The following is a 13,909-nucleotide window of genomic DNA, read 5'->3' on the forward strand; positions in this document are numbered from 1 at the left end:
GTGGGGTGATGAGAAGGCCGAAGTCGCTGGGTGAATGGTTGGTAGCTGACCCTCCGGAGTCGTCCAAGCCACCGGGGCCGATTCTTTTGGCGTTCACCGTTGTTCCGCTTATTGCGTTGGTCTGCCGGCATTACGGATGGTGGCCTTCGCCATTCGGTGACTTCAGGTGGTTCGATCCTCTCCTCGTCAGCGCTGCGGCTCTGCTCACCTTGATCGTTGTTGGTCTGGTGTGGGCGGTTCGTACGCTCTACGTTCTCGGCCAGGACCGACGGTGGTCGTGGTGGATCCTGCCCTCTCCGGTTGCCGTTATCGCCGCGGTCGCTGCGGTGTTGTTGATGCCGCCGGCAACTTTCCTCGACAAGAGCGGAGAGTTCGAGACCATCGCGATTGCTCTCCTGGAGCAGCCTGGATCGACTGTGGAAGAGCTCGAGATCGGCCAGTTCGAGATCAGCAGTGCCCATGTCGTACGTCCCGATGAGGTCTACTTCATCGACAACGACAGCATGTTCACCACCACGAGTGGATGGGTGTACTCGCCCAGCGGCGCACCTACGGGGTTCGACGATTTCTCCGCAAAGCACCTCGGCGGACCTTGGTACGAGTTCACGGCGGTCTGGCGTGACTGATTCGCGCCATTTCACGCATGAAGTGCGTCGATAAATCGAGTGGCCCGTGTCGAGGACCTGTGGCTACCATCGGGGTGTGGACATCGTGATGCCCCATGGGCGTGAGGGGGTTGTCGGCGTCGTCTTCGCCGGCAGCAGATAGCGCATTTCGGACCCGACAGCACTAGGTGCTGGTCGGGCCATGAGCTGTACCCACCTTCACCGATCCACGATTGGCATACACCCATGATCATTTTGACCGATACATCTACCCGTTCCAGCCTCGTCAACGCGAGCCGTAAGGAGAAGACTGATCTCACGTTGCCGGATGGCTTCGACACCATCGACTTCGACGCTCTCGACTATCTGGGCTGGCGAGATCCCAAAATGGGCCGACGCGCCTACGCGATCGTCCCGACACTCGACGGGGAGATCATCGGAGTCTTGCTCGTTCAAGCGCAAGCCACTCCACGGTCGCGCGCCCAGTGTTCCTGGTGCCGTGACACGCGCCTTCCCAACGAGGTCGTCTTCTACGGCGCCAAGTTGGCCGGCCCGGCCGGTCGACGCGGCAGCACAGTCGGAACACTGATCTGCCGAGATTTCCAGTGCTCGGCCAATGTTCGTAACGACCCCCCGCTCCCATACGCCGGCTACGATGCCGCCGCTGCGCGCCAGGACCGGAAAGATGAACTGGTGCTGCGTGCTTCGAGTTTTGTCGAGCGAGTGGCTCGGCAGTAGAGGGGACCCCGGGGACGCGATATCCCTGTTGTGAAGTTCGGCCCCTCCCTGGGCTGAGGAAGGGGCCGAACTGCCTGGACGGTGTCGATCCGAGGGGCACTCGGACACGGTGCGACATCTGGCGTCGCACATGATTACTCGGTCAGGGCGTTGCTCGACGTAAAGTGACCCAGGCTCCGGCTATGCAGGCGATGGCCAGGGCCAATGGAAGTAGTGCCATCGGCACCACTCGGGAAGTATCGGCAAACCACGAACCGATCGCCGGCCACCAGCTGGCCCAGGTGATTACGATCGCTGACAGGCCGAGCACACCGAAGAGACCGGTGAGAGAGGCGAGCAGACCGGTGGTCCTCCATCGCTGGTAGATCGCACCTGTCAGCATTGCGATCGAACTGGTCAGCAGCAGCGTCGCGAACAGCGCGAGCAACTGAACGGCTGCGCTGTCGGTGAAATAGCGTGCGATGCCGAACATGCGCATGTGCACACCCCAGCCGTTGGTGGCGGACTCCACCACTGACAGCAGTTGTAGCGCGATTGCGAAGATTGCGGACTGTGTCAACGCCATTATCGTGGTGGCAGTGAAGAACTCGCGGCGAGTCACGCTCAGCCCGAGCGCGAACGGGAACGTCTGGGTCATCGACTGGAGGTAGAACGCCAGCACGAAACCGTAAACGGAGAACACACTGCCGGTGAATCCCTCACCCTGCTCGTTTCCGACGATCGCGTAGATGGTGAAGCTGATGAGGAAAGAGATCAAAAGGATGCCCACCGGCCAGGCGATCAGCAACGGCCACGCGACCGTGTGCAGTTGGAGGACGGAACCGATCCTGGACCGGGTGGGCGCCTTCGGGACCGTCCGGGGCGCTGTCGTTGCGATGCTCATGCGGTGATCTCCTTGCGCTGCGTCGAAGTCGCGATGACAAGTTCCTGCAAAGATGCCGGTTCCACTTGGACTCCCGCCTCCCGCAGTCGGATTCGCTCGGTCTCGGTCACATCGGCCTGCAACATGATTCGGCTGTGGGAGCCTAGTGTCTCCCGGCGCAGGACCCTGCCGGACGCGGCAACAGCATCCACCGCATCAAGGGGGCCGGATACCACTACGGCGCGACCTCGCAGTGCGTCTGCGTCCTCGTCGACGACAATCCGGCCGCTGTCTACGACGATCACGTGCTCGAGCAGATTGGCTACCTCGTCGATAAGGTGAGTCGAAAGCACTACAGTGCGAGGATGTTCGGCATAATCGGCAAGCAGACGATCGTAGAAGAGTTGGCGTGCAACGGCATCGAGGCCGAGATACGGCTCGTCGAAGAGCGTGAGCGGTGCACGGGAGGCAAGTCCGATGATCACTCCCAACGCTGACCGCATGCCGCGCGAGAGCTTCTTCACCTTGCGGCACAGTGGAAGTTGGAAATCGTCGAGCAGTGTCTCGGCGAACGCGTGGTCCCAATTCGGGAGCAGATGGCCGGCGGCGACGAGTACATGCTTGACCTTGAGGTCCTCGGGGTACGTCTGGCTTTCCTTGACGAAGCACACGTTCGCCAAGACGTCGGCATTTTCGAAAGGGGCAGCGCCGAATACCTCGACGTCGCCGCTGGTGTGCAGGTCCTGTCCGGTCAGCATCTGCATGATCGTGGTCTTGCCTGCGCCGTTACGTCCGAGCAGGCCGTAGATTTTGTTCTGGCCGATCTCGAACGAGACGTCCGAGAGCGCATCGACGTCCCCGTAGCTTCTGTTCACTGCTCGCATCGAGGCGACGAGTTCAGTTTCGTCGAAACGCCTGACGTGCGACTTGGTCGTTGTCGTGCTTGAGTTCATCGGTCCGCCTTCCTGTCGTCCAGCATGGATTTGAGTTCGTCGAGGGAAATCTGAAGGCGGTCGGCCTCCATGACCAACGGCTCGATGTATTGGCGCGCGAACGCTTCTCGTCGTCTGAACCTGAGTGCGTCGCGGGCGCCGACGGTGACGAACATTCCGATTCCCCGTTTCTTGTAGAGGAGCCCCTCGCCTACGAGTTGATTGAGGCCCTTGGCTGCCGTCGCCGGATTGATTCGGTGGAACGCCGCCAGTTCGTTGGTTGAGGGCACCTGCCCGTCTTCCGGCAGTGAGCCGTCGATGATCGAGCCTTCGATCTGCTCGGCGATCTGCTGGAACAGTGGTCGTCCGTCGTCGATCACGATGATCGACGCCCGGTGTTCACTGGTTCATTACTCATGTAATGAACCATAGAACGTCGTGGGGCATGTTGGCAATGAGATCGCGGAATCTGGCACCGATGCCTTGGGTCTCCGAGCGCTACCCATCGGGATATTCATCGCAGAGGCTGATGGAACAGCTTGGATGCAGACCAGCTACGACTTCCAGATCCCCGGGGCGCTGCGCACAGGCATTGAGCTTCTGCGGAACCGTGGAACCGCCGATCTAGGTGGTCGACCACGGGACGGGGTTGACCGAAACACCCGTCAGCATCGGCAATTCGCCACCCAACGTGAAGCAGGCGAAACCGCAGCCTCGGCTTCGGGGCGTAACCCGGAGTCGTAGAACAGAAGCCGGACCGCACGCCGCGGTCGGGCCCCTTTCGTCAACCCAAAGACGGAATCGCATCCACCGCAAGTAGGGACTTAGCGCCCCGTTTTGGTGTTTCTGTACTGATTCGCAATCCCGATACGTACGCTTCCGACCAGGGAATCGGACACTCGACCAACAGGGGTATTTATGCCGAATGTGACAGTGAAGTTCGGGGGTTCAGACCCGGAAACAGCAGACCTCGCACGCCGGGCACTGCAACCAGTACTCGACAGCATCTACCGCACATACCGCAGGAAACCGCTCCCATTCGTCGAAGCCGCACTGAAACGCGCAGGCCGAGGGAGCTTCTCACAAGCAGGAATTGAACGATTCGCCAATTACATTTCAAGAGGCGACCGACCGATCCTCACCAAATAGTGCGGCCGCCCGTGATCAGGCCGAAGACCGAAGCGCTTCCACCGGCTACCTGGTCGACGACTTAAAGTGGTCTGTGCCAACTAGGTTCTGTGCCAACTAGGTACAGGTCCATCGTGGTCAACATCGGAGACAGCTCCCGCTCGCGTCCGAGATCGGTAGCTGCCTCACCGTGGCATGGGACCTGTCAAACACAATCTCCCCTTCCTGGACAGGTAGGGGAGATTGTGTTTGTGACCACCGCACGATCCACGCATCTGCTGATATGCAGGTTTCAGGCAGAGCTGAAACTGTCATTCACATGCGGTCGGCCGATCTTCTCTACAAGTCGGGTGCGGTTAGTGGCCCTGCGCCTTCTAATGAGAAGGGGATCGTGGAACCGTTCGCCATCGCCACGATCACGTTGACGATAGCAAAGAGGACGTTATTCATTTCAAATTCACCTCCTCTCTCCGTCTAGAGCCCGGCAGCATTCGCTATTGCATACAGGGCAGAGGCCCTGCTATCGAAATTGGGACTGCAATGTAAGCGGGCGAGCCTGGACCGAATGAGGTGGCTGTCCTGATATATCCGAGGCCATTCGAGGAGTTGTAGTCCACCAACCAAGGTCCACCAGAATCGCCTCCGCCAAAGTTGCCCGGTTTGGGAGTTGCGTGAGAAGCCGTAGCTCCGAACGTCATAACCAGGGAAGGCGCCGCAATGCTTGCGAGGAATAAGGTTTCGACTCTGGACACCTACGGCCCTCTATCGAATTGGGGCCAACCTGCCGGTTTTTTAAGATCTTCGGGAAGGTAGCGCGACGCTAAGGTGACAGTCCTCCAAACTGGGGTATTTCTTCGAGATTTATCCGGCTCTTCCGGATCCGGAGTGTATGAGTCGAACCACGGATGATCCGAGCAGGCACAAGATGTAGGTCGGTGAGGGTTTTTAATGTGCAGACCGATGGTCGTGCATTGGGACTTACGGTTAGGGCTGTCCGATACTGAGGAAGAATACGTACTTGATGCTTTTCGAAGGTGATTTTTGACGGACTTGGGTATTTTCACAGTTGTGATTGTGAGAAGACCTGCATTCTTGCGTGAGTTGTGGTCCCCGGTGTCCGGGTGCGCTACGGCAGATCGGTTTTAAAAACTGATAAGCGCGCGGTGCCCGAGCAGAGACAGTTTCCAACCCCATCGGTTGGTAGTCGCGCTCGAATCACTGATGGACGGCAAACGAACCGAGGTACCGGCGACCATCGGCTTCGAGGTCGACAGCACTCTCCTGACAGTGCGCGCAATGGACACCGATTTAGGCCGGGGCACGACCAGTCGGACGGCATCGATGAACTGCAGAATTCCGAGATCCGGTCCTTTAGCACCCCCATTTGCGTTGGATACACGTTAACTGATCACTGAATGGAGGAGGTTGTGTACCTGCCGTGTACCTGTCACAGGATTTGGGACCCAAACAAGCGAAGTTCGTCTGCCCCAAAAAGGACTCTGAACTGCGGAGAATCTGTGGAGCCGATGACGGGAATCGAACCCGCGTATTCAGCTTGGGAAGCTGATGTTCTACCATTGAACTACATCGGCGTCGCAGCCGACCGGACGTGTTTTCACCGCCGATCAACGTGCTGTCCGAACATTATCAGACGAGCTTTCAAGCAGCGGTGTCCCCGGCCGTCATTGATCAACACAGGCGTGTGGAAGTCGGCGCCATCGGTAAATGATTTGCCCACAAGTTCTGCGCGGGAAAGCCTTTCGGCATGGAGAACTTGAGACAGGTGGGGCTGGGCTCTGCCGTGGGAGTCCAGAACCCGCGCATCGTGTTCGGTAACCACGGTGTGATCGCACCCATCGATGGGTCGGCACTGCCCGCAGAACCGGTAACCTCTACCTGTGCTGCTCTCCGATCGTGACATCCGTGCCGAAATCTCCGTTGGACGTCTGGGTATCGACCCTTTCGACGATTCCATGGTGCAACCGTCGAGCGTCGACGTGCGCCTGGATGGTCTGTTTCGGGTGTTCAACAACACGCGGTACACGCACATCGACCCGGCACTGCGCCAGGACGAGCTGACCAGCCTGGTTGAACCGGCAGAGGGCGAGCCGTTTGTGCTTCATCCCGGCGAGTTCGTTCTCGGTTCGACTCTCGAAGTGTGCTCACTGCCGAACGACCTGGCCGGCCGCCTCGAAGGTAAGTCGAGCCTCGGGCGCCTGGGCCTTTTGACGCACTCCACTGCCGGCTTCATCGACCCGGGTTTCAGCGGCCACATCACACTGGAGCTGTCCAACGTCGCAAACCTGCCGATCACGCTGTGGCCGGGAATGAAGATCGGGCAGCTCTGCCTGCTCAAGCTGTCGAGCGCTGCAGAGTTCCCCTACGGAAGCTCCGAGGCCGGATCCAAGTACCAGGGTCAGCGCGGCCCGACTCCGTCGAAGGCGTACCTGAACTTCAACCGCAGCTGAACGAACCAACTTCGGGGGGAGTCGCATGATCGGAATTTTCTACGGTCTGGTGTTCATGAACTTGTTGTTCGTGACCAGCACCGTGTGCTTGATGAAGCCGTCGAAGGCCAGTGTTGTTGCGACCGTCTGCGCAGGAGTGGCGTGGCTCTTCTTCAACGGCCCGCTGGAAGGTCAGGTCTTGTGGTCGTTGAATCGAGAACACGGTCTGACGGTCTCGGATCTGATGTCGCTTGTTGCCTTCGGCATCGCCGCTCGTGGTTGGAATCAGGTTCGTAAGGTCCGCGAAACCGTCGACGCCGATCGTTACTGACCTGCGAGCTCACCTCAATTGAACGCCACGATTCGGGCAGAAGTTTCGACCTGGAGCACAACGGTCGGCGAATCGGGCACAATTACTGAGTATGTGGTGGATTGTCGGAGGCGTACTACTCGTATGGGTCGTGTGTTCCATTCCGATTGCCATCCTGGTCGGACGCGGTATCGCGCGTCGGGACCGCGCAGAATTCGACGGCCGAAATCAACAGTGGGCCGACGAGGTTGTCAGGTCGATAGAGAAGCAATCGGATCAGGACAATGCCGATCGGCGTAAGCCACCACTGATCAGCTGACCAGCTGGACTTTCCGGAGGTGAGTGGGCGTGGAACTTCCATCCGATACTCCCGACGACGTCGTGGCCGCAGCCGCCGGAGGACCCAGGATTCCGCAGTTCGATCCCACAGTCGGGATTCCGGTAGTTCCGCCTGCGGGAGATGCTCCACACCGGTTGGTGGTCATCGGCGACTCGCTGTCGCAGGGATTTCAGAGCGGGGCGGTCTTCAATACCGAGCTGTCGTATCCGTCGATCATTGCTCACCAGTTGGGCTGGCTCGATCGGTTCCGCTTTCCCCGATACGGCGGTCCGGGCGGGCTCCCACTCAACATCGAACTGCTGCTCCGCACCCTCGAAGAGCGCTTCGGCCCACGGCTCGACCTCTGGGAGGTTCCGCTCGCACTCTTTGCTGCACGCGAGTTCATGGACCAGGTGGAGGACTACTGGGAGCGTGGGCCGGGCAGCGAAGCGCCGACGTTCTCGGCGATCAATCACAGCCTTTCGGTCTACGGGTGGGATCTTCGTGACGCTCTGACCAAGACCGCACATGGGTGTGAGGCAGCCCTGCACGAACCGCACGACGACCTGATCAGCCAGATCGTCGAGAACAACGGCGAACGCGCCGCACTGAGAGTTCTGCCGCGAGGCTCCGAGGCAGAGAAGCGCATGACGGCGTTCGACGCGGCAGCGGAACTGGGCAAGGAAGGCATCGAAACTCTGATCGTCTTTCTCGGGGCCAACAATGCGCTCCGCACCGTCACCGAACTCCGAGTCGATTGGAGCGGCAACAACTTCCGTGACCCGGACGGCAAGCGCGAATACACGGTGTGGCAGCCCGAGCACTTCGCGTCGGAGTACGCCGAGGTGCTGGCCGCGATCCGCAAGATCAACGCCCAGCACGTCATCCTCTGCACCGTCCCACACGTGACCATCGCACCGATCGCCCACGGGCTCGGCGGCAAGATCGAAATCGGATCCCGCTATTTCCCGTACTACGCGCGACCGTGGGTGCGCGACACAGACTTCGACCCACAGCGCGATCAACACATCACCGGCGCGCAGGCGTGGGCCGTCGATACCGCAATCGATGTGTACAACGACGGAATCGAGCAAGCCGTCGCGAATGCCCGTCGGGTGGGGAAGGACTGGTACCTCTGCGATATTGCCGGGTTGCTCGAGCGCGTGGCCTCACGGCGCTACGTCACCGACGTCAATGCGCGGCCGTCATGGTGGACGCCGTACCCCCTCCCCAAAGCACTGACCGACTTGCAACCCGTGCCGGACTCGCTGTTCCTCTCCGCCGACGGTCGCGGCGGCCGCGCGTCGGGCGGCCTCTTCTCGCTCGACGGCGTTCATCCCACGACAGTCGCGTACGGGGTGATGGCGCAAGAACTGGCGAACATCATGGTCACGGCCGGGGTCCAGTTCGACCGCGCTCAGGTCGATTTCGACCGACTCGTCCGACGCGACACCTTGGTGCGCACTCCGCCGCAGAATCTCGATTCCACGCTCGGCGTCATCGGCTGGGCTGACGAGCATCTCGGCTTTGCCAAACGTGTGTTCGGCCTCTGATTTTCAGCTTGCCTTCGACATCGTCGGTGCAACGATGCGTTCCGCGTACTCCCGCAACAGCACGACCAAGTCTACGTCGTCGACGGAAAGTCTGCCGGTCGGACCTATCGCAGCCAAGGCACCGACGACACACCTTTCCGCGTCGTGGATCGGGACGGCGACGGCGGAGCGTCCGACACGGATCTCGTCGACCTCACGGGCGGGCTCGCCGCGCCGGATCCGAGAGAGTTCGAGTTCCAACTGGTCGCCGTCGGTGATGGTGTGTGCGGTGACCTTTCGCAATGGGGCCTCGGCCAATTCGGGTCGGCTGGCGAGGAGCAGCTTCCCGACAGCCGACGCGTGAACGGCTGTGACCAGCGTCCGTTCGCCGCTGAGCTCGTGGTCTGGATCGCGATCGACCAGTCGAATTCTGTTCTCTGCAAACGACGCGAGGTAGACGCCGAACCGTAGCTGCTCGCGAAGTTCTTCGAGGAGCACCGAGTTGTCGACGGGGGTGGGTTCGGCGGCAGCCCCGGCCAATTCACGTGTGCGCCGGCCCAGCGCGAAGCCGGAGAGGTCGGCGATCCGAACCAGGTAACCGTCGGCGACAAGGATGTTGAGCAACCGATACGCAGTGGCAGGTGGGATGTCGGCCAGGGCAGCAATGTCTTTGGCGGTGGCTCCCGATCCGAGCCTGGCCGCCGACTCGAGGAGGGCAAGGGCGCGCTGAACCGCTCGGGGTTCGTGCCCACCGAGGTCGCGTGGTCGGCCCACCATCAGCGGGCGCCGGCAGTCGGCTCGCCCACCAGCACGATGTTTCCGGCTGCGTCGGTGGCGAACACCCCAGCTCCTGGTAGTACGTCCTCGGTTTCGGGACTGTCGAACGCGCCGACGTGCAGCAGGCTCTTGGGGCTTCGGCGTCGCAGGTAGAACTGCCAGAGCGTGCCCGAGGTCAGGATCACGAGCACAGCGATCGGTGCAACGTACGCATGGTCGATCGTGTTGGCGTAAACGAGGTAACCGAGAACTATCGCACCGGCACCACTTCCACACGACGCGGCTGCGAGAACGCCGGGAGTGTGCTCTCCGATACGCGTCAGGAAGACAACCGATGCGATCGCCACCAGTGCATAGGCAACGATGACGGCACCGCGAACCGTCAGTCGAACGTCGTCGAAAATCTCTCCGCGTCCAAGGATGGCAAAGGCTCCGCCGCCCACCAGAACTGTGCAGACGACGACGGTCAGCGCGAAGTAGGGCGTGCGAAATGCGCTGTGAACCGAGGCGAACCGGCGGGGGAGTAGGCGTTCGACGCCGAACGAGTAGACCAGTCGCGACGCAGCATTGGACGACGCCATCGACGACGCCAGCCACGAGCACCCCAGACCGACGTTGAGCGCGATGACGACACCTGGACTCACACCCGTCGCTGTTCCGTGGAGATAGGCGTTGACGAGGGTGTCGCTACGTCCCGACCAAGCGGCCCAGCCCGCAAAGATGAAGAGCGATCCACAGATGATCGGGGTGAGAAGGACTGTGCGGGTGACGGTTACCAGCGGACGACGAGCTTCGGGGCCGAAGAAGGCCGCGCTCTCGAATCCGGCGAGAGCGAACACGGCAGCCAGGGCGGTGAGTAACAGCCCGTGGCCGGAGGTGGGCGGAACGATCTGTGCTTGTTGACTTCCGGAACCGCCCACAATCATGAGCCCGACGATGAACAGAAGTGAACAGCTTTCGACGACGAGGATCGCGAGAGCAGCAAATCTGACACTTCGAACGAGGGCACCGAGAATCAGCAGGGCTATCCCCAGATAGAGCGCGATGACGTGAAAAGTCTTGTCCACGTGCACACCCGCGAAGCCGAGCAATGCGATTGCGACCTGTCCTCCGTGATAGAGCGTCATCACCGCGCTGCCGACGTACTTGACCAGCATGGCGATGCCGGTGGTCAATGCTGCCCGGGTGCCCAGGCCACGAAAGACGAAGCTGTGCAGCCCGCCCGATGCTGCCATTCGGCGCGTGAACTGCGAAACGCAGAAAGCGATGAGCGTCACCAGCACGGTGGCCGCGATGATGGTGATCATCCCGCTCAACAATCGGCCGTGTGTCAGCATGGTGACGGGCAGAACGACCATCGACACAGCAGGGGCGGTGGTTGCCACCGACTGGGCCAGCACTTCGGCGCCCGAGAGTTGCCGACGGCCCAACGCGCGCAGCGGTGATCGCGCCGGGGGCTGCTTCTCGCGCGTGGTGAAGGACCGCGCGATAGCTTCGGTGAGAGCGGACATGTCGCGTCACGCTAGTCCGGTTCTGTAACGCGGATATTGCGGACATGCTTCCGCTGATCGCACTCGGGTGAGAGAGCCCGATGCTGATGCTCGCAGGTTTCTCACTCGGTCCCCACTGACTGTTTCCTGCGCGTCAAGTTCCGGACCCAACGCTCCTGAAGTCTGTGTTCAACACCAACCACCCGGGTCACCGGGAGCACACTGGGGAGCTCGAATGCCATACACACGTAGATCTTTCATGCGCAGTCTGGGAATCACCGGCGGCGCCGGCCTGGCACTCGGTGCTATGTCGTCCATCGGCCTGGCGCCGGCGGTGGCGTCGACGCCGAGGCGATTTCAGGCACCTGTCGCGGGTGACCTGATCGGAAAGGTCAAGGGAAATCACTCCGTCGTGATCCTCGGCGGTGGACCGTCCGGTCTGTGCTCCGCCTACGAACTGCAGAAGGCCGGATACAAGGTCACTGTCCTCGAAGCGCGCAACCGGCCGGGTGGTCGGGTGTGGTCGATCCGCAACGGCACCGAAGAAACCGACCTGAACGGTGAGACACAGACCTGTACGTTCTCCGAGGGGCACTTCTACAACCTCGGTGCGACGCGTATTCCGCAAAATCACAACACCATCGACTACTGCCGCGAACTGGGCGTCGAACTGCAGATGTTCGGAAACCAGAATGCGAACACCTTCGTCAACTACACCGGCAACAAGCCGCTGGCGAATCAGTCGATCACCTACCGAGCAGCCAAAGCCGACACCTACGGATACATGTCCGAGCTGCTGCAGAAGGCCACCAATCAGGGCGCGCTCGACCAGGTCTTGAGCAAGGAAGACAAAGAAGCACTCTCGTCCTTCCTCACCGACTTCGGCGATCTCTCCAGCGACGGCCGCTATGTCGGATCCTCGCGTCGAGGGCACTCCGCCGAGCCGGGCGCCGGCCTCAACTTCGGAACCGAGATCGAACCATTCGGGATGAGCGATGTCATCCAGGGCGGCATCGGACGTGCATTCTCCTTCGAGTTCGGTTACGACCAGGCCATGACGATGATGACCCCCGTCGGCGGCATGGACCGGATCTACTACAAGTTCCAGGACGCGATCGGGATGGACAACATCGAGTTCGGTGCCGAGGTCAGCGGCATGAAGAACGTGCCGGAAGGCGTCACTGTCGACTACGTCGTCGACGGCAACACCAAGTCGATCACCGCCGACTACGCAATCTGCACGATCCCACCGCACCTGATCAAGCGGCTGAACAACAACCTGCCCTCCGACATCCTGCTCGCATTGGATGCAGCCAAGCCGTCGTCGTCGGGCAAGCTCGGTATCGAATACTCGCGTCGGTGGTGGGAGACGGAGGACCGCATCTACGGCGGCGCGTCGAACACCGACCGCGACATCTCCCAGATCATGTTCCCCTACGACCACTACAACTCCGACCGCGGCGTCGTGGTCGCGTACTACAGCTCGGGTAAGCGTCAACAGGCTTTCGAATCGCTCACCCACCGTCAGCGGCTGGCAAAGGCCATCGCCGAAGGCGCAGAAATCCACGGCGACAAATACACTCGCGACATCTCGTCGTCCTTCTCCGGAAGCTGGCGTCGCACCAAGTATTCGGAATCCGCCTGGGCATCATGGGCCGGCGCGGGAGATTCCCACGGCGGCATGGCAACTCCCGAGTACACCAAGCTGCTCGACCCCGTCGACCGGATCTACTTCGCCGGCGATCACCTCTCCAACGCCATCGCCTGGCAGCACGGGGCCTTCACGTCCGCGCAGGACGTCGTCACCCATCTGCATCAGCGTGTTGCGCAATCTGCCTGACGTGCTTCGTTTTCCATCACTTTCTCTGGAGGTCACATCATGAAATCTCGCAGCACCAAGGTCCTTGCAGCGGCATTCGCCGCCACCGCGCTACTGGGCTTCGCCACGGCCTGCTCGTCCGATGAGGCGGACGCCGAAACCACGTCGAGTTCGTTCGTCTCCAAATCGATTCTCGAAGCGGGGCAGGCAAACCCGATGATCGCTCAGGGTGTCGCGATCGGCGGCGACACCGCGATCTACAAGACCAGCGGCATCGGCCCGTCGGCAGGAAACAAGGCGGCGCCGGAAGGTTCGCCGGAGTCGTACATCGACGGCCAGTTCTCCGGCGGAGTTCTGCCTGCCGGGGTCACCGTCACCGAGGCGCAGGGCATCAACGTACTCAAGAAGATCCGCGACAACCTCGAAGCCCAGGGATTGAGTCTCGAAGACGTCGTGACGATGCGCGTCTTCCTGGACAACGCGCCGGGGTCGGACAAGGCCGACTACACAGGATGGAATCGCGCGTACCGCCAGTTCTTCGCCAATACCAATCTCGACACCGGTGATACGGAGCTGGTGCCGATGGGCACTGCCGAGCCGATCGCTCCGATCGAGCGCAACAGCGCTCGGCCCACCCGCTTCGCCCTCGAGGTTGCCGGACTGCCCGTTGCCGGTTGGCTCGTCGAGGTAGAGGTCGACGCGGTGTACCCCGATGGCAAGGAACCCGCCTGATGGGCGCGCTCAGCCCGACCCACTGGGCAATCGTTGCAGTAGTGCTCGTGGTGCTGTTCGGTTCGAAGAAGCTGCCCGACGCGGCCCGCGGCCTTGGCAGGTCGATGCGGATCCTCAAGACCGAAGTCGGTGAACTGCACTCGGATACGGACCTCGCGTTGGAGAAGCGAGACTGACCCCTGTGCGCGGTTGAGGAGTCCCCACACTCCTCAACCGCG

The 13,909-nt window shown here is 61.1% G+C and carries 14 protein-coding genes and 1 tRNA gene; 9 read left to right on the forward strand and 6 right to left on the reverse strand.

Annotation, left to right across the window (positions count from 1 at the left end; translation table 11 throughout):
- Positions 1–8: 8 nt before the first annotated feature.
- Positions 9–626 (forward strand): hypothetical protein, encoded by a 618-nt coding sequence (locus tag AC2ETI_RS15515; protein ID WP_029537817.1) that lies wholly within the window; start codon positions 9–11, stop codon positions 624–626.
- 225 nt (positions 627–851) lie between these two features.
- Positions 852–1,343 (forward strand): FBP domain-containing protein, encoded by a 492-nt coding sequence (locus AC2ETI_RS15520; RefSeq protein ID WP_019747493.1) that lies wholly within the window; start codon positions 852–854, stop codon positions 1,341–1,343.
- A 142-nt stretch (positions 1,344–1,485) separates the two neighbouring features.
- Here AC2ETI_RS15520 and AC2ETI_RS15525 read toward each other — a convergent pair whose 3' ends face one another.
- The 4 genes from AC2ETI_RS15525 to AC2ETI_RS15540 all read right to left on the reverse strand — a co-directional run bounded on the left by AC2ETI_RS15525 (position 1,486) and on the right by AC2ETI_RS15540 (position 5,857).
- Positions 1,486–2,226 (reverse strand): ABC transporter permease, encoded by a 741-nt coding sequence (locus AC2ETI_RS15525; RefSeq protein ID WP_205907552.1) that lies wholly within the window; start codon positions 2,224–2,226, stop codon positions 1,486–1,488.
- Entirely contained in the window at positions 2,223–3,158 is a 936-nt protein-coding gene (locus AC2ETI_RS15530; protein ID WP_483634104.1) for an ABC transporter ATP-binding protein, read from the reverse strand. The genes AC2ETI_RS15525 and AC2ETI_RS15530 overlap by 4 nt, the downstream gene beginning before the upstream one ends.
- Complete coding sequence (locus AC2ETI_RS15535) at positions 3,155–3,517, reverse strand: GntR family transcriptional regulator (RefSeq protein WP_019747490.1); 363 nt, start codon at positions 3,515–3,517, stop codon at positions 3,155–3,157. Before AC2ETI_RS15535 ends, AC2ETI_RS15530 begins: the two co-directional genes overlap by 4 nt.
- 2,266 nt (positions 3,518–5,783) lie before the next feature.
- A tRNA-Gly gene (locus tag AC2ETI_RS15540) sits at positions 5,784–5,857 on the reverse strand.
- A gap of 306 nt (positions 5,858–6,163) precedes the next feature.
- On the opposite strand from AC2ETI_RS15540, the gene dcd reads away from it, so the two are divergent.
- The 4 genes from dcd (at position 6,164) to AC2ETI_RS15560 (ending at position 8,894) form a co-directional block, all read left to right on the forward strand.
- On the forward strand, positions 6,164–6,733 hold the full coding sequence (gene dcd / locus AC2ETI_RS15545) for a dCTP deaminase (RefSeq protein WP_019747488.1): 570 nt from the start codon (positions 6,164–6,166) through the stop codon (positions 6,731–6,733).
- Between the two features lie 25 nt (positions 6,734–6,758).
- The gene (locus AC2ETI_RS15550; RefSeq protein WP_019747487.1) at positions 6,759–7,043 is read left to right on the forward strand and encodes a hypothetical protein; all 285 of its coding nucleotides are present in this window, start codon (positions 6,759–6,761) and stop codon (positions 7,041–7,043) included.
- A gap of 91 nt (positions 7,044–7,134) precedes the next feature.
- Positions 7,135–7,341: a hypothetical protein gene (locus AC2ETI_RS15555; protein WP_019747486.1), complete on the forward strand. Its 207-nt coding sequence runs from the start codon at positions 7,135–7,137 to the stop codon at positions 7,339–7,341.
- 29 nt (positions 7,342–7,370) lie between these two features.
- Positions 7,371–8,894, forward strand: a complete 1,524-nt coding sequence (locus tag AC2ETI_RS15560; protein ID WP_483634105.1) for a hypothetical protein — start codon at positions 7,371–7,373, stop codon at positions 8,892–8,894.
- A 3-nt stretch (positions 8,895–8,897) separates the two neighbouring features.
- Here AC2ETI_RS15560 and AC2ETI_RS15565 read toward each other — a convergent pair whose 3' ends face one another.
- Positions 8,898–9,650 (reverse strand): IclR family transcriptional regulator, encoded by a 753-nt coding sequence (locus AC2ETI_RS15565; RefSeq protein WP_029254678.1) that lies wholly within the window; start codon positions 9,648–9,650, stop codon positions 8,898–8,900.
- Positions 9,650–11,161, reverse strand: coding sequence for an APC family permease (locus AC2ETI_RS15570; RefSeq protein ID WP_151530598.1), 1,512 nt, complete (start codon positions 11,159–11,161; stop codon positions 9,650–9,652). The genes AC2ETI_RS15565 and AC2ETI_RS15570 overlap by 1 nt, the downstream gene beginning before the upstream one ends.
- Positions 11,162–11,399: 238 nt before the next feature.
- On the opposite strand from AC2ETI_RS15570, the gene AC2ETI_RS15575 reads away from it, so the two are divergent.
- The 3 genes from AC2ETI_RS15575 to tatA are packed head-to-tail and all read left to right on the forward strand — an operon-like array spanning position 11,400 to position 13,867.
- Complete coding sequence (locus tag AC2ETI_RS15575; RefSeq protein WP_483634171.1) at positions 11,400–12,980, forward strand: flavin monoamine oxidase family protein; 1,581 nt, start codon at positions 11,400–11,402, stop codon at positions 12,978–12,980.
- A gap of 39 nt (positions 12,981–13,019) precedes the next feature.
- Positions 13,020–13,691 (forward strand): Rid family hydrolase, encoded by a 672-nt coding sequence (locus AC2ETI_RS15580; protein WP_020968713.1) that lies wholly within the window; start codon positions 13,020–13,022, stop codon positions 13,689–13,691.
- The gene (gene tatA / locus AC2ETI_RS15585) at positions 13,691–13,867 is read left to right on the forward strand and encodes a Sec-independent protein translocase subunit TatA (protein WP_019747480.1); all 177 of its coding nucleotides are present in this window, start codon (positions 13,691–13,693) and stop codon (positions 13,865–13,867) included. The genes AC2ETI_RS15580 and tatA overlap by 1 nt, the downstream gene beginning before the upstream one ends.
- Positions 13,868–13,909 lie beyond the last annotated feature (42 nt).

This window comes from Rhodococcus sp. MurmanLake-1 (assembly GCF_056945715.1).